General features: G+C 69.6%; 17 protein-coding genes and 2 pseudogenes. 6 read left to right on the forward strand and 13 right to left on the reverse strand.

Features of this window, described 5'->3' with window-relative positions:
- Positions 1-88: 88 nt before the first annotated feature.
- The 4 genes from KBX37_RS21910 to KBX37_RS21925 all read right to left on the reverse strand — a co-directional run bounded on the left by KBX37_RS21910 (position 89) and on the right by KBX37_RS21925 (position 7422).
- On the reverse strand, positions 89-1720 hold the full coding sequence (locus KBX37_RS21910; protein WP_210777795.1) for a hypothetical protein: 1632 nt from the start codon (positions 1718-1720) through the stop codon (positions 89-91).
- A gap of 80 nt (positions 1721-1800) precedes the next feature.
- Positions 1801-3288: a glycosyl hydrolase family 79 C-terminal domain-containing protein gene (locus KBX37_RS35670; RefSeq protein ID WP_210777796.1), complete on the reverse strand. Its 1488-nt coding sequence runs from the start codon at positions 3286-3288 to the stop codon at positions 1801-1803.
- Positions 3289-3527: 239 nt separating this feature from the next.
- Complete coding sequence (locus KBX37_RS21920) at positions 3528-5513, reverse strand: hypothetical protein (protein ID WP_210777797.1); 1986 nt, start codon at positions 5511-5513, stop codon at positions 3528-3530.
- 241 nt (positions 5514-5754) lie between these two features.
- Positions 5755-7422, reverse strand: coding sequence for a glycosyl hydrolase family 79 C-terminal domain-containing protein (locus KBX37_RS21925; protein ID WP_210777798.1), 1668 nt, complete (start codon positions 7420-7422; stop codon positions 5755-5757).
- Between the two features lie 33 nt (positions 7423-7455).
- Between KBX37_RS21925 and KBX37_RS21930 the strand changes: the two genes are divergently transcribed.
- Positions 7456-7671 carry a hypothetical protein gene (locus tag KBX37_RS21930; protein ID WP_210777799.1) on the forward strand — a complete coding sequence of 72 codons (216 nt, stop codon included), beginning with the start codon at positions 7456-7458 and terminating at the stop codon, positions 7669-7671.
- Between the two features lie 1178 nt (positions 7672-8849).
- Here KBX37_RS21930 and KBX37_RS34675 read toward each other — a convergent pair.
- Positions 8850-8984: pseudogene (locus KBX37_RS34675) on the reverse strand (transposase); the annotation flags it as partial.
- Between the two features lie 44 nt (positions 8985-9028).
- Here KBX37_RS34675 and KBX37_RS36025 point away from each other — a divergent pair.
- The 3 genes and pseudogenes from KBX37_RS36025 to KBX37_RS21945 form a co-directional block, all read left to right on the forward strand.
- Positions 9029-9238 (forward strand): annotated as a pseudogene (locus KBX37_RS36025) (zinc ribbon domain-containing protein); the annotation flags it as partial.
- A gap of 228 nt (positions 9239-9466) precedes the next feature.
- Positions 9467-9613, forward strand: coding sequence for a hypothetical protein (locus KBX37_RS34680; RefSeq protein ID WP_247658655.1), 147 nt, complete (start codon positions 9467-9469; stop codon positions 9611-9613).
- 20 nt (positions 9614-9633) lie between these two features.
- Positions 9634-9894: a hypothetical protein gene (locus tag KBX37_RS21945; protein WP_210777802.1), complete on the forward strand. Its 261-nt coding sequence runs from the start codon at positions 9634-9636 to the stop codon at positions 9892-9894.
- 54 nt (positions 9895-9948) lie between these two features.
- Here KBX37_RS21945 and KBX37_RS21950 read toward each other — a convergent pair whose 3' ends face one another.
- The 8 genes from KBX37_RS21950 to KBX37_RS21985 form a co-directional block, all read right to left on the reverse strand.
- Positions 9949-11427 (reverse strand): mannitol dehydrogenase family protein, encoded by a 1479-nt coding sequence (locus tag KBX37_RS21950; protein WP_210777803.1) that lies wholly within the window; start codon positions 11425-11427, stop codon positions 9949-9951.
- Positions 11424-12944 carry a UxaA family hydrolase gene (locus tag KBX37_RS21955; protein WP_210777804.1) on the reverse strand — a complete coding sequence of 507 codons (1521 nt, stop codon included), beginning with the start codon at positions 12942-12944 and terminating at the stop codon, positions 11424-11426. Before KBX37_RS21955 ends, KBX37_RS21950 begins: the two co-directional genes overlap by 4 nt.
- A gap of 31 nt (positions 12945-12975) precedes the next feature.
- A complete protein-coding gene (manD, locus tag KBX37_RS21960) occupies positions 12976-14184 on the reverse strand; it encodes a D-mannonate dehydratase ManD (RefSeq protein WP_210777805.1) in 1209 nt (402 codons plus the stop codon).
- An 82-nt stretch (positions 14185-14266) separates the two neighbouring features.
- A complete protein-coding gene (locus KBX37_RS21965; protein WP_210777806.1) occupies positions 14267-15160 on the reverse strand; it encodes an ABC transporter permease in 894 nt (297 codons plus the stop codon).
- Positions 15160-16089, reverse strand: a complete 930-nt coding sequence (locus KBX37_RS21970; protein ID WP_210777807.1) for an ABC transporter permease — start codon at positions 16087-16089, stop codon at positions 15160-15162. Before KBX37_RS21970 ends, KBX37_RS21965 begins: the two co-directional genes overlap by 1 nt.
- Positions 16086-17234 carry an ABC transporter ATP-binding protein gene (locus KBX37_RS21975; protein ID WP_210777808.1) on the reverse strand — a complete coding sequence of 383 codons (1149 nt, stop codon included), beginning with the start codon at positions 17232-17234 and terminating at the stop codon, positions 16086-16088. Before KBX37_RS21975 ends, KBX37_RS21970 begins: the two co-directional genes overlap by 4 nt.
- The gene (locus KBX37_RS21980) at positions 17231-18451 is read right to left on the reverse strand and encodes an ABC transporter substrate-binding protein (protein WP_210777809.1); all 1221 of its coding nucleotides are present in this window, start codon (positions 18449-18451) and stop codon (positions 17231-17233) included. The genes KBX37_RS21975 and KBX37_RS21980 overlap by 4 nt, the downstream gene beginning before the upstream one ends.
- A 65-nt stretch (positions 18452-18516) precedes the next feature.
- A complete protein-coding gene (locus KBX37_RS21985) occupies positions 18517-19536 on the reverse strand; it encodes a LacI family DNA-binding transcriptional regulator (protein ID WP_307849156.1) in 1020 nt (339 codons plus the stop codon).
- 152 nt (positions 19537-19688) lie between these two features.
- On the opposite strand from KBX37_RS21985, the gene uxaC reads away from it, so the two are divergent.
- Both uxaC and KBX37_RS21995 read left to right on the forward strand, forming a co-directional pair.
- Positions 19689-21110 carry a glucuronate isomerase gene (gene uxaC / locus KBX37_RS21990; protein ID WP_210777810.1) on the forward strand — a complete coding sequence of 474 codons (1422 nt, stop codon included), beginning with the start codon at positions 19689-19691 and terminating at the stop codon, positions 21108-21110.
- Positions 21111-21885: 775 nt separating this feature from the next.
- Positions 21886-22677: a DUF6444 domain-containing protein gene (locus KBX37_RS21995; RefSeq protein ID WP_210777811.1), complete on the forward strand. Its 792-nt coding sequence runs from the start codon at positions 21886-21888 to the stop codon at positions 22675-22677.
- The last annotated feature ends 133 nt before the right edge of the window (positions 22678-22810 follow it).

Genomic DNA, 22810 nt, shown 5'->3' on the forward strand with positions numbered 1-22810 from the left:
CAGGTCCCCGCCACCAGCCCTCCGCCGCCCACAAGGAAAGTCCGACGAGACACACCCTCGGGCATGACTCCCTCCTTTCGACGTCGGCTCAGCCTTCGCTCTGCCGGGTGAGGACTACCGTCTCCCCTGGCGCCAGCTGAACGGTCAGCTGGCCCGCGTGGGTCAGTTCCGTCGTCGGCTGGAAGCCCGGCCACGTTCCGTCCGCGGCGACCTGCTGGCCGTCGATGCGCACGCTGGGGGCGTCGAGCGTCCGCGCCGCGCCGGTGGGGTCGTACGGCGTCATCCGATTCACCGTGTAGCGCGCTCCAGGAGCCGGGACGGTGAGCGTCACGGGACCACTGTCCTTGTTCATCAGGAACAGGCGGTGGTTGTCGCGCTGATCGACCTGCCAGCCGCTGATGTGACTGTCGGCGGGCGCGAACTCGGACAGGTCCAGCGGACGCACGCGGTTCGAACCTTGGGCGAGCTGGGCGAAGAGGAGAAGGGCGTAGTACTCCGGCGCTGCGGTCGGTGCACCCGCCTCGGGCGACGGGTCGAACTTGATCGCGTTGTAGTAGCCATTGCCTTCCTCTGGGAAATAGAAGGCCCGGACCTCCGCGTTGTGGAAGTTGACGCCTACCGCACCGGTACGGCATTCGGCGTTGACGCCCGGCTGGTCGGGAGTCTGCGGACAGGCGGCTTGGAACATGGCGTCCAGCGCCCACACGGCGCTTGCCGCTACATCGCTGACGCCCGGTGCGCCACGACCGGCGGCTGTGTTGAACTCCTCCATTCGGTAGCCCAAGCCGTGTCGCGCCGCCTCCGTCGCGTGGGTGTATACCTGATAGGCGAAGTTGTCCACGCGTTCCTCAGACAGCAGGCGCTCGATGGTCGGGCAGCGGTATTGGTCATTCGTACAGGTCCGTGCCAATGGGTAGAAGTGGTCTGCCGCCCATGCGCCGAGCGGACCTTCCGCATCGCGTGATGCGCCTGCTGTGCTGTCGAGGACCTCGCCCCAGTTCCAGAAGAACCTGGTGGGGACGCTTCGGTCCGCGATTGCCTGCCAGGGAGAGATGGGTTCGCTGGTGGCAGGCGTGATGGGCATGAATGGCCCGGTAACGTCCGCGTCAGCGTATTCCCGGAACCTGGCCAGATAGGGCGCCACGTCGGAGCGGTATGTGAGGTCCGGCTCGTTGCCGAGCTCAATGCCGGCCACGTAGTCCTCAGCGCCGGCGAATGCCGGCTGAACGCCTTGGGTGGTGAACGACTTCGCGTGCACCGGGCCGATCCATGGTCGCGTCGTCGTGGCAGGTGCGAGGGCGGTTCCCAGGACGACGCCCCACTTGGGCGTGCGGCCTGGGTCAGAGCCACCGTTGACGCGATCTAGCGTTGATCGGATCGCGGTTAGGTCCTCCGGGGTGATCACCCGGTTGGTATTTGGCGCCGCGGGGTCGAAGGGCGTCTGATCCTGCGATGAACCCCCGATTCGCAGAACACCGGTGCCGAGATTCGCCAGCAGGTTGGCAAAGGTGGGCTGTGCGTTCGGGCCCATGTACTGCTCGATCAATGACCACTCAATGCTGAGGCCGACGAAGTGGTCCGGGATTCCGCCGGGGTTCGCTGGGCGGCTCGGTTGTGGTGGGGCAAGGACATCGGCGGCATCGGCCGGTGCAGACATGGTCGCGAAGATCATCAGGGCGGCTGCGGCGGCGGCTGACCCACGGAACTTGGCATGGCGCATGTGTGTACTCCAACAGCGTCTGGATCGTTCGAGTGCGGAACTGGGGAGCTGGGGAGCCCCAGTGGGGGCTCCCCAGCCAGCTAGTGGGAGAACGTGATGATCTGCGCGGTTCCGGGCTCGACCGCGACGGTGGCGCTGCGGTGGTCGACCGGGACGGAGGTCGCCTGCGCTGTACCCACTACCTGCCCGGACGGGTTCACCTGCTGACCACCCAGGCTGATCCGGTCAGCATCCAGCGACGCCAGCCCCTCTGGGGCGGTCGTCTGCAGGGTGCGAACGCTGCCGCGCCTGAACGCCTCCGGCAGCTGCACGGTCACCGCGTCGTGGGTGCTGTCCGCCTTGGCCGGATCCTGCACGTTGATGAGCACCACCGTCAGCGCGCCGTCCGCTCCCATAACGGCGTAGGCGCGGATCCGATCCAGGTAGGTGTCGTCGAGATCGAGGGCGACGAACCGCCCCTGCGGCACCTGCCGGAACGCCCAGATGCCGTAGTACAGCGGGGTCGCCGACAGCTCGTTCTTGTCGAGCGCCAACTGGTCGGCCGCGCAGAACGCGCCGTAGTACCGGTAGGAGATCGGGTAGTCGGCGGAGTCCCGCGGCTTGAAGTCCCCGCAGATCGCCGCGGTGTTCGTGTGGAACTGCAACCGGCTGACCCCGCTCTGCGCGGCCTGCAGGAGGTAGTCCAGCGACCACAGCGAGGTGGCGTACGAGTTGCTCGCCGCCGGCATCCCGCTGCACGAGGCGCTGTTCGACTCGTTGATGGTCATCGGGATCGTGCCGTGCAACCGGTCACCGGCGGCCATGATGCCCGCGAGCTTGTTGCGGGTGTTCGTGTGCGTGAGCGGGGACATCAGCTGGTCGATGGTCATCTGGGACGAGCCGCAGTGGCTCCATGGGTACCAGTGGGAGGCCACTTCCGAGAGCACCTGCTGCGGGTTGGTGGACTTGTCGGCGAGCGCGGCGGTCACGAACCCGTCCAGCCTGGTGTTGGTCTTCGCCGTATTGGCCGACGGAGCGACCACCTTCAGGTGCGCGGTCGGCAGCGCCTGGTCGATGGCAGCCCGATACTCCTTCGCCGTCTCCCACATCTCGGCCTCGGTCAGGGTGGTCACGTTGTCGTACTCGTTGCCCAGCTCCACGCCCAGCAGGTCCTCGCCAAGCGTCTCGTACGCGGCCGTCACCTCGGCGACCACCTGGTCCAGGTTGACGTCGGGGGACGGGTCCCGCGTCGGATTTTTGATCTTGGAGGGGTCGATGACCGTCTTGAGCGGCGCGCCGAGGGTCACCTTCCAACCCGTGGCGTCCAGCAACTCCTTGAGACGGTCCAGGTCGCTCTGGTCGACCGTGCCGCCGATCGCCTCGGGCGGGGCCGGCACGTCGGTCCACTCCCCGAAGGCCGGCCACACCAGGTCCATCGAGTAGCCACCGAGCCGAATCACGCCATTCGGACCGAGCGTCCGCAGCCTCTCGGCCATCCGCTCCTTCGTGAGGAAGCCGTGCGCGAAGTCCGCCGACTCCACCGAGAAGCCCTGGAAATTCCCGCTCAGCACCGCGTTGCGTCCGTCCACGGTGGCCGTCAGGGTGAGGCTCGTCGTCGGGGGTGGGGTGTCATCGGCGGTCGCAGGCAGGCCACTACCGGCCGCCACGAGCCCGGCCGTCAGTACGCCGGCGACGAGGGACCGGCGCAGACGACGATTTCGTACCGGGACAGGCGTCGCGGCCGGGATGCCGCGATCCGGATCGACAGGCGTGCCTTCAGTGTGTGGACCCATGGATTCTCCCTTGCGGTGGTGAACGGTCCGCTGCACTAGCTGTACAGGTGCAGCCGGGGACGGGCGGCCGACCCGGGGTCGGCACGTCCGGCAAGTTCCAGGCGAGGGCCGTCGTCGGCGGTGTCCTCGGCCCGCTTCCGCTCGCGGATCAGCAGGAATCCGAGGGAACGGCCGGGCCCGTGCCGTAGCGCGTCGGTGACGTCGAGCCGGGCGGGACCGGTGGCGCCGGTCGCCGTGAGCTGGCCCGCCGGGTGGAGCCGGTCGCCGACCGAGGCGGGCCGGACCGCGCCGGAGTCGAGGTACGGCGCCGACTCCCAGGTCAGTTCGCGTCCGGCCCAGGACGTGTCGGTCATGGCGTACACCATGACGGTGAGCGGCCCTCCGTCGGTGCTGCTGCCGTGTACCTCGAGCACGGCCCGCCGCGCCGCCGGGCCGCCGCCGAGGTCGAAGGCGAGGTAGCTCACGGCCGAGGACCCACTCGGGTCGAGGGCGACGGCAAGGCTCTGTTGGGCGCCGATGGAGGGCGGGCCGCCCTGGATCACCGAGGAGTCGGCGGACGCCTCGTACGAGCGTGACTCGCCGGGGTCCGCCACCGTGACCAGCCAGACGGCGTCGGCGGGTTGCGCCAGGGTGATCCTGCCGTCGGCGGGCAGCGGGGCGATCGTCGTGATGCCTCCGCTGTACGTCGGGCCCACCTCCTCGACGACCACCTGGCCGCCGCTGAGGTCCAGCCCGCTGAGGTCGAGCGAGACGTCTCCCGCGGGGCTGCCGCTGGGGTGGGGCAGCCAGAGATGGTGGCAGCGGGTCCGCTGGTCGCGGCTGACCGGGACCGTCCTGCCGTCCCCGGTGGTGGCGCGCAGCAGTCCGCGCTGCTCGCCGGCGAAGCCCTTGGCGAAGAGGCGGTTGACCTCGGCGGCCTTGGTGGCGCCGTGGATGTCGTAGACGCCGCCGTGTTCGACGTAGTAGCAGCCCGTGCCGTACGGGATGCCGTTGGCGCGCATGGTGTTCTGGAACTTGAACGTGATCATGCCCTCGGCCTGCGCGGTGACCGCCTCGCCCCAGATCCGGGCCAGGTCGCAGTAGATCATCGGGGTGTTCAGGTCGTCGCCGCTGGTCTCGAACGCGCTCGTGTTGCGGCGGTTGAACTCGGAATAGACGATCGGGAGTTCGGTGCCGGTCGGCGTGTATTCACGCATCCGCTGGCGCATCATCGCGAACTCGTACGCGTAGACACCGGCCGTCTTGTTGTAGTGGTGGGTGTCGAAGACGTTGAAGATGTCGTAGTCGACCGGTACGCCGTGGTAGTCGGTGCGCAGGTTCCGCAGCGAGATCTCGCCCCAGCCGTACTCGTCGTCCCGGGCGTCGGCGTCGGGGTCGGCGTCCATGTGATCGTTCCCGCGCGAGCTCGACACGTGGGTGATGACCGGCGCGTGCACGAGAGCGCGTAGGTGCTTGCCGTAGCGCTGGTTTACGTCGGCGATGGCGCATCGTACGGCGTCCGAGGCGATCTGCAGCCCGCGGACGTAGACCCGCTGGTCGACGATGTCCTTCGCCGCACTGGGGTGGTCGGGCTCGTTGATGAAGTTGAAGCGCTCGACGTCGTACGTGGGGGGCAGGTGGTAGGTGAGCGCGTAGTGCTTCTGCCACTGCTGCCACAGCCCCGACCACGGGCTGTTCCAGCGCAGTTGGGCGGCCTCGATGATCGGGGTGATGCCGAGTCGCCTGAGCTCGGCGAGCTGGTAGTTGAGGCGATAGAAATTGGTGTTCGAGTAGACGTGGTGCTCGAACACCTCGTGCAGCAGCTCCCAGTCGAGGAAGCGGTTGTCCTCGGGGCTGCGGCGCAGCTCCTCCTTCGCCGCGTCGAAGTCGTCGATGGCGGAGATCCCCGCGCCCGGGTCGAAGGCCTCGTCGGGGCACCAGTCCTCGAAGCGCGCGAAGAAGCGGACCGCGTTGACGCGCGAGTATTCCAGCCAGGCGCTGGTGTTGCTGCCGGGCATGAAGTGGCCGGTGTTGTAGCCCACGAGGGGCATCCCGCGGCCGCCCGAGGCCGTTGACACCACGACGCTCAGCACAGCGCCGCCGGAGGCGGCCGCCGCGGGAGCGGCGACCCGAGCCCCGGCCATCGTAGCGGCGGCGGTGAGTCCGAGGCCGCCGAGCAGAGTTCGGCGGCTGAGGCCCCGCAGCGGTGGGACCGGATCCGGCGCTGGAATCTGCATCGTGGGGCTCCCGTGGTCGTGGGGTGGTCAGGGCCTCCGCCAGCGGTCAGTGCGAGAAGGTGATGAGCTGCGCGGTGCCCGGCGCGACGCTGATGGTCGACGACCGGTGGTCGACGGGCACGGTGCTCGCCTGCAGTGTGCCGGTGGCGGTGCCAGCGGGTGAGACGCCCCGGCCGCCGAGGGTGATGCGGCCAGCGTCGAGGGAGGCAAGGCCGTCGGGTGCCGTGCTCTGCAGGGTCACCGCTCGCGCTTCCCGGTAGGCCGAGGGCAGGTGCAGGGCGACGGTGTCGCGGGTGCTGTCGGCCGCGGCGGGGTCCTGGACGTTGATGAGGACGACGGTGAGGGCGCCGTCCCTGCCCTGGACGGCGTAGGCGCGGATCTTGTCGAGGGCGCTGTCGGCAAGGTCCAGGTCCACGAACTGGCCGGCGGGAACCTGGCGGAACGCCCAGATGCCGTAGTAGAGGGGGTTGGCGGACAGCTCGTCGGCGTCCAGTGCGGTCTGGTCGGCGGCGCAGAAGGCGCCGTAGTAGCGGTAGGAGATGGGGTAGTCGGCGGAGTCGCGCGGCTTGAAATCGCCGCAGATCGCTGCGGTGTTGGTGTGGAACTGCAGCCGGTCGACGCCGCTCCGGGCGGTCTGTAGCAGGTAGTCCAGTGACCACAGCGCAGTGGCATAGGAGTTGCTGACCCCCGGCATCCCGCTGCACGAGGCGCTGTTCGACTCGTTGATCGTCGACGGGATCGTGTCGTGCAGCCTCGCGCTGACCGCCCGCATCCCGGCCAGCTTGGTACGGGTGTTGAGGTGCGTCTCCGGCGACATCAACTGCTGGATGGTCATGGTCCGGCCACTGCAGTGGCTCCACGGGTACCAGTGCGAGGACAGTTCGGCGAGAACGTTCTGTGGGTTGACGGATCCGTCGGCCAGCGCTGCCGTCACGAACTCGTCGACCCGGGTGCTGCTCTTCGCGCCGCTCGGCGAGGGCCCGGCGATCTTCAGCCTCGCGTGCGGCACGACCGCTGTGATCGCGGCCTGGTACCGCTTGGCCGTCTCCCACATCTCCGCCCCGGTCAGGGTGGTGACGTTGTCGTACTCGTTGCCGAGCTCGACGGCCAGCAGGTCGTCGCCGAGGGTGTCGTACGCCGCCTTCACCTCGGCGACCACCTGCTCGAGGCTCACGTCGGGGGACGGGTCCCGCAACGGATTCTTGATCTTGGAAGGGTCGATCACCGTCTTGAGCGGTGCGCCGAGGGTCACCTTCCAGCCGGAGGCGTCCAGCAACTGCTTGAGGTTGTTCAGGTCGGACTGGTCGACGGTGCCGCCGATCGCCTGCGGCGGGGCCGGCGCGTCGGCCCACTGCCCGAAGGCGGGCCACACCAGGTCCATCGAATAGCCGCCCAGCCGGATCACACCCGGGCCCAGCGTCCGCAGGCGCTCGGACATCCGCTCCCTGGTCAGGAAGCCGTGCGCGAAGTCCGCCGACTCCACCGAGAATCCCTGGAAGTCGTCGGTCAGCCGGGCGTTGTGCTCGTTCAGGGTCGCGGTGATGCTGAGGTCGGTGGTTGCCGGGGCAGCAGCGCCGGCGACGGCTGCGCCGCCGCCGGACGGCGCGAGCCCCGCGACCAGCGCGCCCACGATCAGGCACCGTCGCAGCCGCCGGCGCCCGCGGCGGTCCGGCGTCTCGGGGTGGGCCAGCGTCCGACCTGTCACGTCACGCATCTGCATCCTCCGAAGGGAAAGTGCCGGAAACTAGTGCCGTCCACGCTGAGCGAGGTAGAGGTCCTCGACGGACGGGGCCGACTCGTGGTCGGCGAGCAACGATTCGAGGTCGCCGGGGAAGTCGCGGGGCAGGCCGCTGGTCGTGTCCTCGACACCCTGCGCGGCGCGACGTCGGCGACGATCGTGACCGCGTACTGGCGGCCGTTGGTGATGCGGACGCCGTCCGTCCCCGCCGCCCGCGCTGGCTGAGCGACGGCGGCGAGCGTGGAAGCGGTGGTGGCGGCTGCCCCCAGGCCGAACAGCCCACGGCGGGTGATGGCGGGATGCGTGATCGGCGGCATGGCACCTCCTCCGAACCCTCGTCGGATACCCCAGGACGTTGAAATCGTTTGTGGTGACGTTCACGACACCAAACACTGGGCCGGCGGTCAATGCGTGACAAGACTGAAACTTGTTTCAATCCCGATCTCCCGCCCGAACCGTCGTCGGCGGACAGGCGCACCGAAGCCGCTGGTGGGCGGCGAAGCGGGCCGAACCGGCCGGCTCGTGAAACTTGTTTCATCCCCCTGACGCATTGACGGGCGCACCCGCCGTTTGTTGGCATCAGGTGACCGCAAACGATTTCAGGAGGCTGCGACGCCAGGCGGCGGCGCAGGCACCGGACCGACCGCCAGACCGCTCGGTCGGCGACCACGTCGACGGCAACCTCGACTGGAAGTAGCAGTCCGATGCGCCGTGCCGCCGGCCGGCGCAGAGTCCCCACCCGCACGGAGGCAGCACATGCTCCACAGAATCCGACGCCGTGACCTTCTCGCCGCGGCCGGTCTCGTGCTGGCCGCCGGCGCTTCCGACGTCGTGCGGCCCCGCGCGGCGTCGCGCGGCGTCGCGCGTACCGAGACCGGCGGCCGTCGAGCCCGACCGCGCCTGGGACGAGGCCGCGGCGATCCTGCACCGGGTGAAACCCCCGACGTTCCCCGACCGTGACGTCGACATCACCGCCTTCGGGCGATCGGCGATGGGGTGACCGACTGCACGGCCGCGATACGCGCCGCGATCTCCGCATGCCACGACGCGGGCGGCGGCCGGGTAGTGGTCCCAGCCGGCCGGTTCGCCACCGGCGCGGTCCACCTGCTCAGCGACGTCAACCTGCACCTCACCGCCGGTGCCACGCCCGAGTTCAACCGGGACCCGTCCGCCTACCTCCCCGTCGTGCACACCCGTTACGAGGGTGTGGAGCTGCTGAACTACTCCCCCTTCATCTACGCCTACGGGCAGCGCAACGTCGCCGTGACCGGTGCCGGCGTGATCGACGGCCGCGCCGACGCCGCCCACTGGTGGGACTGGACCGGCGGCCCGCCCCCGAACGAGGGGCCGGACAAGACCCTCAGCACGGACCCGCAGGCCCGAGTGGCTCTAACCTGCCTGTTTTGCTGCTCGATGTACTGGCGCAGAACGGTCAGCGGTGCGCCGCCGGACCCGGCGAAGTACGAGCCCGACCACAGTCGGTTGGTCCGGTAGTAGTGCCGTGCGAGGTCGGGGAACTCTTGCCGCATCCGCCGACTACCTGTGCGTGACCGGTCTCGGCCGCACCCGGCTAGCCAAATCCGTGCACGACGCCGGCTGGGCGTCGTTCACGGCAATGCTGGAGTACAAAGCCGCGCGGTACGGGCGGACCTTGCCAAAGATCAACCGGTACGCGCCCACATCACCGACATGCTCGACGTGCGGCCGGCGCGAGGGCCCCAAGCCGCTGAACGTCCGGACGTGGACCTGCCCATGCGGGACGGTCCACGACCGTGACGTCAACGCAGCGATCAACGTGTTGGCCCAGGACGCTGGGACAACTCAAACGCCTGTGGAGCGCAGGCAAGACCGGCACCCGTGCCGGCACCGCGTCGAGAAGCAGGAATCCACCCGGACGCCGCGCATTCCACGCGCAGCGTGGAGGGAATCTCCGCCCTTTAAGGCGGAGAGAACGTCAATACCTGCGGTCCAGCTTTTCATCATCCAGCCGTACGAGTGCACCAATGTCCTGATCTCCGGTGTGCGGATCGTCCGGTCGCCGATGTGGGAGGTGCACCCGGTCCTGTCGCGCAACGTCACGGTGCAGTGCCTGCACATCGACACGCGCGGCCCGAACAACGACGGGGTCGACGTCGAGTCCTCGCGGTACGTGGTGGTGCGCGACTAGGTCTTCGACGTCGGCGACGAATGTTCTACCGGGGCGAGGGCGACACCGGCCCCCTGACCCCTCGGGTTCGCAACGTCGAGCTGGGGAACGTGCGGGTGGGACGGGCCTGCAACGCCTTCTCGATGACCGGCTACCCGCGCTCACCGATCGAAGACGTACGGATCGTCAACTGCACGTTCGAGGAAATCCTCCAGCCGAGCACCATCCAGGACACGCACCTGAGCTTCCACAACTTCCGGGTAAACGGGGTCGCGGTCGTCGACCCCGCGCAACTGACCTGACCCCCGGACGCGTCGGCCGGTTCACCTTGACAGGGGTGAGCCGGCCGAGGTGTCTCACGCGGTGAGCCGGGCGACGTGGTCGACCAGGGCGGCCCGGAAGCCGTCGTGCTCGGGGAGGTCCGCGTCGAAGATCTCCTCGACGCGCAGCAGGGAGTCGACCAGCCGCTTCGGGTCGCCCGTACCGGCGGCCGCGGCCACCCGCAGCCGATCGGCCAGCGGGTCGTCGAGCGGCAGTTCCCGTCCGCGCGCGTCCCGGCCCTTCGCGACGTACGTCATCCAGGCGGCGACCGCGAGCGCCGCCTGCCGCGGGATCGTCCCGGCGGCCAGGCGGTCGCGGACGGTGCCGAGCAGCCGGACCGGCAGCTTCTGCGACCCGTCCATGGCGACCTGCACCGTCCGATGCCGCAACGCCGGGTTGCTGAACCGCTGCAGCACCTGCCGTCGGTAGTCGGCCAGGTCCAGGCCGTCCGGCACGCGCAGCGTCGGCGCCACGTCCTCGACCATCAGCGCCTCGGCGGCGGTGGCGAGCTCGTCGTCGGCGAGCGCGGCCGCGATCGTGTCGTGACCGCGCAAGGCCCCCAGGTAAGCGAGCAACGAATGGGTGGCGTTGAGCATGCGCAGCTTCACCGACTCCCAGGCGGCGACGTCGTCGGTGAACACCGCGCCGGCGAGGTTCCAGGCGGGCCGGTCGGCCGCGAAGTCGTCCTCGATCACCCACTGGCGGAACGGCTCGGCCACCACGACGCCCCGATCCTCCAGCCCCAGCGCCGCCCGGACGTCGGCGCGGTCCTCGTCCGTGGTGGCCGGCACGATGCGGTCGACCATGCAGGATGGGAAGCGTACGGACGCCGCGATCCAGTCGGCGAGCCCGCCGGCCTCGGCCTCCGCCAGCGCGTCCAGGAAGTCGTGCACCAGGCCGCGCAGGACCTCGCCGTTGCCGACCAGGTTGTCGCAGGAGAGCACGGTGACCGGTCCGGCGGCGCCGGCCGACCGGCGTTGCAGCCCGCGGACGAGCTGCCCGACGACGGTCCGCGGCGCGCGCCCCGCGAGGTCGGCGGCGACCTCCGGATCCGACCGGTCCAGCCGGCCGGCGCCGTCGCGGCGGTAGCCCTTCTCGGTCACGGTGAGCGTGACAACGCGTACTGCGGGATCGGCGATCCGGTCCACGACCGCCGGCGGGTCGCCCGCCCCGAAGAGCACCTCGCGGACGCTGCCGACGACGCGCAGTGGCGCCACGTCACGGCCCCGCTCCAGCACCGAGTAGAGGCCGTCCTGCGGCATCAGCTGGTCGCTTACGGACGCCGACCGCTGGGTGATCCCCGCGATGCCCCAGTCGTCACGCCCGGCGGCCGCCGCGGCCAACTCGGTGAAGACCGCCTGGTGGGCCCGGTGGAACGCCCCGATCCCGAGGTGCACGATCCCGACCCGCAGCGCGCGCGGATCCACCGCCGGCGGGGTGAACGCGCCGCCCCGCCCGAGGCGGTCCAGCGTGTCGAGGCGCAGCCTGGGCGCGGCCCCTACCTCGTCGCTCACAGCACAGCCCCCAACTGCCACGGGACGATCTCCTCACCGCCGAGGCCCAGCTCCTCGCTCGCGCTGCGGCGGCCCGACGCCACGTCCAGCAGCAGGTCGTAGACCCGCCGGCCCATCTCGTCGACGGAAACGCCCTGCTCGACGACCGGCGAGCAGTCCAGGTCGATGTCGCCGGCCATCCGGCTGGCCAGCTCGGCGTTGGTGCCGAGCTTGACGGTCGGGACCGGGCGGCTGCCGAAGACCGAGCCGCGCCCGGTGGTGAAGCAGATGATGTTTGCCCCGCCCGCGACCATTCCTGTCACCGATACCGGGTCGTAGCCGGGGGTGTCCATGAAGACCAGCCCGGGCCGCGGGATCGGCTCCGCGTAACGCCGCACCGCGGCGAGCGGGCTCCGCCCGGCCTTCGCCACCGCGCCCAGCGACTTCTCCAGGATGGTGGTGATGCCACCCTCCTTGTTGCCCGGCGACGGGTTGGCGTCCAGCGTCGTGCCCTGCCGCCCGGTGTAATCCTCCCACCACCGGATCCGCTCCATCAGCGCCTCGGCCGTCTCCGGGCTGGTCGCCCGCGCAGCCAGCAGGTGCTCGGCGCCGTAGATCTCCGGCGTCTCGCCGAGCACGGACGTCGCGCCGGCGGCCACCAGCAGGTCGGAGGCCACCCCGAGGGCCGGGTTCGCGGTCAGTCCGGACCAGCTGTCGGACCCGCCGCACTGCAGGCCCAGCACGAGTTCCTCGACCCCCACCTCGGTGCGTGCCGCGCCGGCGAGGTCACGCATCATGGCCCGGACCAGCTCGACGCCGCGTGCCACCGCGGCGGAGGTGCCGCCCAGCTCCTGGATAATGTACGACGACACCGGCACGTGCTCGGCCACCCCGAGGTCGGCCATGAGGCCGGCCACCGCGTTCACCTCGCAGCCGAGCCCCACCACGACCAGGCCGCCGATGTTCGGGTTGCGGGCGTAGCCGGCGAGGGTACGACGCAGCACGTCCCACCCCTCGCCCCGGGCGGCCATCCCGCACCCGGTGCCGTGGGTCAGCGCGACGACGCCGTCGACGCCCGTCAGCCCTTCCGCGTCGTCCTCGGTACTCCGGGCGATCTTGCGGGCGACGGTGGCCGAGCAGTTGACGGTGGTCAAAACACCGACGTAGTTGCGGGTGGCGACCCGACCGTCCGGGCGGCGGTAGCCGTGGAATGTGCGGCGCAGGTCGGCGGGGAGCGGCGGGACCGACGTCGTTGCCGCGCCCGCCACGCGGGCGGCCGCGTCCTGCGGCATCCCGAGGTTGTGCACGTGCACGTGCTCGCCCACGCAGATGTCCACCAGCGCCCGCCCGATCACCTGGCCGTACTTGCGTGCCGGCGATCCGGCGGCGAGGTCACGCAGGGCGACCTTGTGCCCGGCGGGCACGTCGTCCCGCAGCGCCCGGTCCGCCACCCCCGGCAGCGCCAATGGCTCCCCGGCTTTCATCGCCGTCGTCGCCACCGCGACGTCGTCGCTCTCGTACAGGACCACCAGGCTCATACCGAGAGCTCCGAACCAGACGTTCGCGCCCTCACCACGGGTGCACCGTGCCGTCCTCCAAGCGGTTGACGGGCAGGTACGCAGGCGAGTACGGATAGCGGGCGGCCGCCTCCTCGTCGATGTCCACGCCGAGGCCGGGCACCTCGGCCGGGTGCAGGTAGCCGCCCTCGAAGTGGTAGTCGTGCGGGAAGACCTCGTCAGTCTGCTCCGTGTGCCGCATGTACTCTTGCAGACCGAAGTTCGGGATCGCGATGTCGAGCTGCAGGGCGGCGGCCATGCACACCGGAGACAGGTCGGTGGCCCCGTGCGAGCCGCTGCGCACGTGGTGCAGGGCAGCGAGGTCGAAGATGCGACGCAGGTGGGTGATGCCGCCCGCGTGCACGACGGTCGTGCGGATGTAGTCGATCAGCTGCTCGCGAATCAGCTGGGCGGCGTCCCAGATCGTGTTGAACACCTCCCCCACCGCCACCGGTGTGGTGGTGTGCTGACGGATGAGCCGGAAGCCCTCCTGCAACTCGGCGGGGACGGGGTCCTCCATCCAGGTCAGCGCGTACGGTTCCAGGCTGCGCCCGAGCCGCGCCGCCTCGATCGGCGTCAACCGGTGGTGCACGTCGTGCAAGAGCCGCAGGGTGGGCCCGAACTCGTCGCGGACGCGGGCGAAGACGGTGGGCACGTGCGCCAGGTATCGCTCGGTCGACCAGGTGGCCTCGCTGGGCAGCGCGGCGTCGGCCGGCTCGTAGAACATGTTGTCGCCGCTGACGCCGTAGGTCTTGGCCAGGCCCGGTACGCCGCACTGCACCCGCACCGCGCGGTAGCCGAGGTCGACGAACCGCGATACCTCGGTCAGCACCTCGTCGACAGTCTCGCCGTTGGCGTGGCCGTACACCGTTACGCCTTCACGTGAGCGGCCGCCAAGCAGCTGGTAGACCGGCAGACCCGCCACCTTGCCCTTGATGTCCCAGAGGGCGGTGTCCACCGCCGCGATCGCGCTCATGGTCACCGGGCCGCGCCGCCAGTACGCACCCTGATACAGGTACTGCCAGGTGTCCTCGATCCGCGCCGGATCACGGCCGATCAGCAGCGGTACGACGTGGTCACGCAGGTACGAGGCGACGGCCAGTTCGCGGCCGTTGAGCGTCGCGTCACCGGCTCCGGTGATGCCTTCGTCCGTGACGATCTTCAACGTGGCGAAGTTGCGTCCCGGGCAGGTCACGATGACCCGGGCGTCGGTAATCTTCACTCGCTCTCCCCCATCGCTCTGGCGGACACCGCCAGTGGCGTCCGCCGCCAATCGGCCAGACCGGGCATCCTGATCCTTCCGCTCACGGCTCCGGCTCCTCCTTGACCCGGGCGACGAGCTGCGTCGGGTTGACGTACCGAAGGGCGACGACGAGCAGCACCAGCATCATCGCGGTGTACATGACCGCCATCGCGTCCACGGACTGCTGGGCGCGGATGCCCGCCGCGGACATCGAGTAGTAGAGCGCGACCACGAGCGTCTGCGAGTCGGGGCCGGCGGTGAGGAAGGTGAGTTCGAACATGCCGACGGTCCGGACCAGGACGAGGATCGCCGAGGCCAGCATCCCAGGCAGCAGCAGGGGCGCGAGGACCCGGAGGAAGACCGAGCGGAGCCCTGCCCCGCACATCCGGGCCGCGCTTTCGATTCGTGGGTCGATCTGCTCGATGAAGGGCGTCATGGTGAGGATCACGAACGGCACTGACGGGACGAGGTTCGCCAGCACGACGCCAGAGAGGTGGCCCGCGAAGCCGAACTTGTAGAGCACGGTCGCGAGCGGAATGCCGTAGGTGATCGGCGGCATGAGGATCGGCAGCAGGAAGACCAGATAGGCCGCCCGTTTCGCGGGGAAGTCACGACGGGCGAGCACGTACGCCGCCGGGACGCCGATCAGCAGCGACAGCCCCACGACGAGCAGGGACACCTCCAGGGTCACCGTGATCACCTGGAACAGCGCGAACTCGGTCCACGCCTCGCCGTACCACTTCGTGGTGTAGCCGTCCGGAAGCCAGCTGTTGAACCACCGCTGGCCGAACGAGCTGACCAGCACGGATCCGACGACTCCCAGCAGGTTCAGGAAGAAGAAGATCACCGCGCCCCAGACGAGCCAGGCGGCGGGACGTGCGACGATCCGCCGTCGGGGGCGGACGTCGGGGGCGCCGGCCGTACCGGCGCCGGTCACCTCGGTCGTGGTCACCATCAGCCCTTACCTCCCGTGGACCCGGTGTAGAAGCGTGTCCGGGCGAGCAGCACCACCGCGATGACCACCAGCTCGACGAGACCCATAATCATCGCGATCGCCGAGGCGTAGGGGTAGTCGTACTGCTCGTAGGCCGCCTGGTAGGCGGCGATGGAGATGACCCGGGTCTCGCCCGCGGGGTTGCCGACCAGGACGGCCGACGGGAAGACGCTGAAGGCGAGGACGAACGTCAGGCAGAACGTGGTCGCCAGACCGGGCATCAGCAGCGGCAGGGTGATCATGCGGAACCGCTGCCACCAGCCCGCGCCGAGCGTCGCCGCGGCACGCTCGAGCGTCGGGTCGATGCCGGACAGGTACGACAGCACGAGCAGAAACGCGAAGGGGAACCCGGTGATGATCAGCGAGAAGAAGACGCCCCAGTAGTTGTGGATGAGCCGTACCGGTTCGTCGGTGAGGTGCACCGCCGTCAACACGCGGTTGAACCACCCGGTGGGGCCGAGGAAGTTGAGCAGACCCTGGGCGGTCAGCACGGTCCCGAGCGTGATGGGTACGACCAGCAGGATGGTGACCAGCCGCTTGCCGCGGAACCGTCCTCGCATCCGGTGGGCGATGGGCACCGAGGCGACCACGTTGAGCAGTGCCGCGGGCAGCGCCAGACCGAGCGTCGTCCAGATCGTGTTCCGCTGGTACGCGTCGCTGAAGAAGCGCGCGTAATCGCTGAACGGGCCGCCCTCGGTCGGTTGGAACGACAGACCGAGCCCGTAGAAGAACGGGTAGAGGAAGAGCAGCACGACGAAGAGCACCGCCGGCGCGAGCAACCACAGCAGGCGGTCGACACCGCGTTCGGCGAGGCGGTGCTGCCAATGGGCCTGTGGCCGCTGGGGCTTGCCGGCGGGCTGTGCCAGGGAGGCCGAGGTGGTGACGCTCATCCGACCAGCCCTGGTTCCTCGACCATCGCATCCGCCTGACCGGCGGGACCGGTCGCGGGGCGCTCGTCGGAGTCGCTCGGGAAGACGAGCAACCGCTGCGCCGGGATGCTCAGCGTGACCCGGTCACCGGGGGCGACCCGCTTGTCCGTGCGGACGTGGACCCGCAGCCCGGCGGCAGTGCGCGCCTCCGCCGCCAGTTCCCGGCCCTGGTACTCCACGACCTCGATCTCCGCGGCAAACGTGTTGGTCGTCGCGCCAGGCTCATCGACCCGTACGTCCTCCGGACGCACCGCGACGATCACCTCGTCGCCCGGCGCGACCGGGCCGACCGGGTCGCCGACGAGCCGGATTCCGTCGGCCTCGACGGCGATCAGGTCCTCCGGCGACGCCTGCGACCGCATCGGCCAGAGGTTGCGGAAGCCCATGAAGTCGGCGACGTGCCAGTTGACCGGCCGCGTGTGCAACTCCTGCGGCGACCCGACCTGCTGCACCCGGCCGGCCCGCAGCACGACGAGGCGATCGGCCAGCGACAGGGCCTCCTCCTGGTCGTGTGTCACGTAGACCGTGGTGAGCCCCAGCGACTGGTGCAGCCGGCGGATCTCGGTGCGCATCTCGAGCCGCAGCTTGGCGTCGAGGTTGCTCAGCGGCTCGTCCATCAACACCAGCGACGGCTCGAGGACCACCGCCCGCGCGATGGCCACCCGCTGTTGCTGCCCGCCGGAGAGCTGGCCCGGGAGCTTGTTGGCGTGCTCCTCGAGGCGCACGAGGCGGACGGCCTCCTCGGTACGGCCGCGGATCTCGTCCTTCGGCAGCCGCCGCATCCGGAGCCCGAACGCGATGTTGGCGCGGACGGACATGTGCGGAAACAGCGCGTAGTTCTGGAACACCATGCCGAAGCCGCGGCGCTCCGGCGGCAACGTGTCGATGCGCCGTTCGTCCTGCCAGATGCTGCCCCCGGTCAGGGGCAGCAGTCCGGCGAGGCAGTTCAGGGCGGTGGACTTGCCGCAGCCCGAGGGACCGAGGAGGGCGATGAACTCGCCCGCCTCGATCGTCAGGTCGAGGTCGCTCAGCGCGTCCTGGCTGCCGAAGCGGCGCGACACGCCCTCGAGCCGTAGTTGGGAGAAGGCCTGTGTGCCGGTGGTCATCCCTGCTTGACCTTCCCGCTGCCGACCTCGCGGTCCCACTTGTCGAACGCCGCCACGAGCGACTTCGCGTCCAGCGGAACCTCGGTCGGGTTGCTCGCGATGAGCGCCTCGTACTCCGGCCGGCCGAAGTTCTTGATGGCGTCCTGGCTCTTCTGCGGCGCCATCGACAGGTCGACACCCTTCACCGCCGGCCCCGGGTAGAAGTAGCCCTGGTCGTACGCCTTGGCCTGCTGCTCGGGCGTGAGCATGAACTGCAGCAGGGCCAGCACCGCGGCCTGGGTGTCGGTGGAGGCGCCCTTGGGGATGACGGCGTAGTGCGCGTCGGTCACCCAGTGGAACCCCTGCATCGAGCTGACCTTGGCCTCCTTGGGCACCGTCCCGAGTACGCGCGGGTTGATGTCCCACCCGGTGGTCGTGGCGATCACGTCGACGGTTCCGTTGGCCAAGTTCTTCATCGTCTCCGTCGTGCCGCTCGGGTAGTAGTCGACGTACTGGTTGAGCTCCTTCAGGTAGGCCCAGGTCTTCTCCCAGCCGTTGATGGGATCCTTGGGATCCTTGTCGCCGAGGATGTAGGGCAGACCCATCAGGAACGTGCGCCCCGGCCCCGAGTTCGACGGACGCGCGTACTGGACCTTGCCCGGGTGTGCCTTGGCGTAGGCAAGGAGCTGCTCGGCACTGGTCGGCGGGTGGGGAACCTTCGCCGGCAGGTACTCCAGCAGCGGACCAGACGGGTAGTAGGTGACGGTCACGCCCGCGTTGCCGGCCAGCTTCTGCATGGCGGCGGCCGGTTCGAGGTAGTTCTTCATGCCGGACAGGCGATCCTCGAACGTGGGCAGTACGTCCATCCACAGACCCTGGTCGATGCCGGCCGCCAGCCCGTCCACACCGGTCAGAACCAGGCCGATGTCCACGCGGTTGGCGTTCTGCTGTGCCTTGATCTTGCCGGCCAGCTCCGGCGCGGGTGCCTTGGAGTAGGTGACGCGGGAGATGATGTCTGGGTTCTTCTTGACGAACTCGTCAATCATGTCCTGAGTCAGTTGGAGGTTGCCCGCCACGTCGAGGACGTTGAGCGTGACGGCCTTCTTCGGCTTCTCAGGTACCTGGCCGTTGCTGTCGTCGCTGCCCCCACCGGAGCCACTCGGGGCCCCGCAGGCGGCGACGAAGACGAGTACGGACGATGCTGCGGCGATGACCGCGCTCCGCCGGGTAATGCCCATGAGAATTTCCCTCTCTCTGCCATCTCTGAAATGGGGGTGGGACCACGGCCTGCCGGCCGGGATGGTCAGTTGGCCCGCGCGACCCCGGTCGATCCGCGTACCCGCAGCTGGGTAGGAAGCTCCCGGCGGACGTTGCGCACGCCGTCGGGCTGCTCCAGCAGCGACAGCAGCAGGTCGACCGCGGCGCGGCCGGCCTGCTCCTTGGTGAGCGAAACTGTGGTGAGCGTGGGCGATGACATTCCCGACATCTGAATGTCATCGATGCCGATCACGCTGAAGTCCTGCGGTACGTGCACGCCACGGTCCCGGAGCCGACCCAGGAGGCCCAGTGCCATGACGTCGTTGTAGGCGACGACTGACGTGACGCCGGAGGCGATGATGAGGTCCGCCGCGGCGATCCCGCCCTCGAACTGGGGCGGGAACTGACCGACGACGAGCAGTTCCATGCCCGCCGCAGCGGTCGCGGAGCGCAGCGCGCGGACCCGCTCCCGGTTGGACCAGGAGGTGCGCGGCCCACCCACCCAGGCGACCCGGCGGTGACCGAGTGCTTGCAGGTGCGCCACCGCCTGTCGGATGCCGTCCGAGTTGTCGAAGACGACGGACGGCACCTTTCCAAAGCGCCGGTTGACCATGACGAGGGTCGTGGTCCCGGCGAGAGCGAGGATGTCTTCCTCACGCGCCCGGGGAGAGCAGAGGATGAGCCCGTCCACCTGCTTGGCGAGGACCCGGACCAGGTGGCTCTCCGCTGCCGGATCCTCGTCCGTGTCGGCCAGGAAGACCGCGTAGTCCGCCTCCCGGGCCCTGGCCTGCACGCCCTTCACCAGGCTGGGGAAGAAGGGGTTTGCCAGGTCGGGCACAATCAGCCCCAGATTGCCGGTGCGACCGGTGATGAGACCTCTCGCGGCCCGGTTGGGTTCGTAGCCCAACCGCTGGGCCGCGCGGAGCACCCGCTCCCGGGTCACCGGGTTGACCAGGCCGGGCATCGACAACGCCCGGGACACCGTGGACGGTGAGACGCCGGCCTCACGGGCCACCTCGCGGATCGTCGCTCGCAACTGCTCACCGCTCGGTCCCTGAATCACCACGTCCGAAGTCTGAAACCGATTGCAGATTTCTGTCAATACTCTGTTGCGCGAATGTTTCCGGGTTCTGCCGGGGCTCGCCCTTGTCGCACCGAGCCGTCGATGAAATCCTTTGCAGGACCAGGTCCATCGAAGCCTCAGAGGAGAAGTTGCGCGTGGCACAGCTGCGACTGCATCCCGACCGCGCTCTACCGGCGGGCGACGACGTCCGGGCGGTCGCCCGCCGGATCTACCACTCCACGCGGGAGCTGCCGCTGCTCTGCATGCACGGACACGTGGACGCGGCCGTTCTCGCCGACAACCAGCGGTTCTCCGACCCGGCTCACCTGCTGGTCGTGCCGGACCACTACGTGACCCGGATGCTCGTCTCGCAGGGCGTCACGCTCGACCAGCTCGGCGTCCCCCGCCTCGACGGGTCGACAGTCGAGACCGACCCGCACGCGATCTGGCGGCTCTTCTGCGCCCACTGGCACCTGTTCCGGGGCACCCCCAGCCGCTACTGGCTGGAACACGAGATCGCCGAGGTGCTCAAGCTGGACATCGCCCCCGGGCCCGACACCGCGGACGAGCTCTACGACCTCATCGACGCGCGGCTGGACGAGCCGGGCTTCCGGCCCCGCACCCTGCTCGACGCCTTCAACATCGAGCTGCTGGCCACCACGGACTCCGCCACATCGCCCCTGGACGATCACGCCCGGCTGCGCGAAGCGGGACTCGGCGAACGAGTGGTGCCCACCCTCCGGCCGGACGCCCTGACCCATGTCGGCCACCCCGGCTGGACCCGTCAGCTCGCGCGACTCCAAGAGCTGGCCGGGGTCGACACCGGCGACTACGACGGCTACCTCGCGGCCCTGCGCGCTCGACGCGAGGCGTTCGTGGCGGCCGGCGCCCGGGCCACCGACCACGGGCACTTCACCGCGGCCGCCGAGCCGCTTGGCCGGGACGAGGCCCGGCGTACCTACGCCGACGCGTGCAACGGCACCGTCAGCCCCGCGGCGGCCCAGGCATTCGCGGGTCACATGCTCTTCGAGATGGCCCGGATGTCGTGCGACGACGGGTTGGTCATGCAGATCCACCCCGGGGTGCTGCGCGATCACGATCCCGAGGTCCACGCCGCCTTCGGCTCCGACCGCGGTTTCGACATCCCGATCGCGGCCGAGTTCACCCGATCCCTCCGGCCCATGCTCAGCGCCTTCGGCCGCGACCCGAGCTTCCGGGTGGTGCTCTTCACGGTCGACGAGACGGTCTACTCCCGCGAGCTCGCCCCGCTCGCTGGCGTCTACCCCGCCGTACGCCTCGGTGCGCCGTGGTGGTTCCTGGACAGCCCCGACGGGATGCGCCGCTTCCGCGAGCTGGTGACCGAGACGGCCGGCTTCTACAACACCAGCGGCTTCGTCGACGACACCCGGGCGTTCCTGTCGATCCCGGCCCGGCACGACCTCGCCCGGCGCATCGACGCCGGCTACCTGGCCCGCCTCGTCGTGGAACACCGGTTGACCGAGGACGAGGCGATCGAGACGGCAGCCGACCTGGCCTACCGCCTCCCGCGGGAGGCCTACGCCCGACGGAGCGAGTGAGGGGCGTCCCGATCAAGGCGTCAGGTCTGGTCTTACCCGTACCGCAGGCGGCGACGACGATGGCCCGGCCGGCTTCGGTGAGCTGCTTGGTGGCGGCGTTCCGGGCCTCGCGCTGGTGCGGCCACAGCGGCAGCGGGGCCGTGCTGGTTTGCGCGCTCACCATGCAGCGGGCACTGGCGACGGGCAGCCAGAGAGAAGCCGGCGCCCGGGTTGATCAGCGAGTTCCGCGGCTGGTGCGGACTGGGCAGTCGGCCTGCCCGCTGGTCGCCGGCTGCCGACTGAACCTGTTGGACTGCCGCTCATGTCCCAACTCTAGAAAGGGGGGCCGCCTTGAGGGCTCTCGGCCCCGTCCATGCCGACACTTCAGAACGAGCCCGGCGTCAACTGCGTGGCCGTGCCGGCGTTCCTCACTTCACCGACCGTTCCCACCGGCGCCGTCAACATCTCCGCCCCCGCCTACCGCGCGCCGCTGGCCCGCCTTGTCCGGGAGGTCGCGAGGATCCGGGACCTGGGTGGCAGGGTGATTGGCCGCTCGTATGCAGAGCACTGTGTACAAAACTCGCGGAGGGCCGGTGTCTGAACGCCCCCGCGACTGGCTGCTGTCGGCCCTGTCCTCGACCGGCTGCATTAACCGTCGCGGACCCGCATCGCCAACGACCCGTGCCGAAACGCCGCCCTGGCGACCGTCAGCGTCTGTTTGGGTACCTCCGGCGTAACTGGATAGGTTGTCTGGCTGCTTCGATGTCTGTTGTGGAGGCTGGTAGGTTGACGGGCTGTGCCCGCCGAGTCGTCGTCGCCGCCGTCATATGACGAGCTGGTAGCGCACAACGCGGAGTTGACTGCCAGGTTGGAGCAGGCCCTCGCGCTGGTCGCGGATCTTGAAGCCAGGCTGAAGCTGTCCTCGTCGAACTCGTCGAAGCCTCCCTCGTCGGATGGCTTGGCCAAGCCGGCGGCGAAGTCGTTGCGGGGACGCTCGGGTCGGGGTCCGGGACGGCCGAAAGGTCAGGACGGCGTCACCCTGCAACGGGTGGCGGACCCGGACGTGGTGATCCGGCACCGGCCGGTGGTGTGTGCCGGATGCGGGGACAGCCTGGCCGCGGCAGTCGAGATCGAGACGACCTGGCGGCAGGTGATTGACCTTCCGGAGCCGAAACCACGGGTGACCGAGCATCAACTGGTCACCCTCGCGTGCGTGTGTGGGCATCACAGCACCGCGACCGCGCCACCGGAAGCGTCCGCGCCCGTGGCCTACGGGCCGCGCCTTGCGGGGATCGGTGTGTACCTGCTGCACGGGCAGTTCCTGTCCGTGTCGCGTACCGCGGCGGCGATCAAGGACCTGTTCGGGGTCCCCGTGGCGGCGGGCACGGTAGCCGGGTGGGTGAAACGCACCGCCCTCGGTGTCATCGACAAGGTGTTGCCGGTGATCGCCGGGCGCATCGCCGCCGCGCCGGTAGCCCATTTCGACGAGACCGGGATGCGCACCGCAGGCCGCCTTGGGCTGCCGCGCGTTTTCCGGACACTGTCGTTGCGTGTTGATCACGCCGCTAGTGTTCTGTCTCGCAAATAGCTAGCTGTTTGAGTAAGCTGTGGACGTGACACGTGCTGCAGCGCCACTGGTGCTCGAACCCGGTCAGCGGGAACTGCTGGAGTCTCTTGCCAAGTCGCGTACGGTCGAGCATCGGCTGGTGCAGCGGGCGCAG

Origin of the sequence: Micromonospora sp. U56 (genome assembly GCF_018070095.1) — a bacterium.
Lineage (GTDB): Bacteria > Actinomycetota > Actinomycetes > Mycobacteriales > Micromonosporaceae > Micromonospora > Micromonospora purpureochromogenes.

Excerpts from the sequence above, each read along its gene's own strand:
- KBX37_RS21965 (WP_210777806.1), bottom strand. The coding sequence starts at position 15,160 with ATGGTGACCACGACCGAGGTGACCGGCGCCGGTACGGCCGGCGCCCCC.
- KBX37_RS21925 (WP_210777798.1), bottom strand. The coding sequence starts at position 7,422 with ATGCGTGACGTGACAGGTCGGACGCTGGCCCACCCCGAGACGCCGGAC.
- KBX37_RS21970 (WP_210777807.1), bottom strand. The coding sequence starts at position 16,089 with ATGAGCGTCACCACCTCGGCCTCCCTGGCACAGCCCGCCGGCAAGCCC.
- KBX37_RS21910 (WP_210777795.1), bottom strand. The coding sequence starts at position 1,720 with ATGCGCCATGCCAAGTTCCGTGGGTCAGCCGCCGCCGCAGCCGCCCTG.
- KBX37_RS21980 (WP_210777809.1), bottom strand. The coding sequence starts at position 18,451 with ATGGGCATTACCCGGCGGAGCGCGGTCATCGCCGCAGCATCGTCCGTA.
- KBX37_RS21975 (WP_210777808.1), bottom strand. The coding sequence starts at position 17,234 with ATGACCACCGGCACACAGGCCTTCTCCCAACTACGGCTCGAGGGCGTG.
- KBX37_RS21955 (WP_210777804.1), bottom strand. The coding sequence starts at position 12,944 with ATGAGCCTGGTGGTCCTGTACGAGAGCGACGACGTCGCGGTGGCGACG.
- KBX37_RS21945 (WP_210777802.1), top strand. The coding sequence starts at position 9,634 with ATGTTCTACCGGGGCGAGGGCGACACCGGCCCCCTGACCCCTCGGGTT.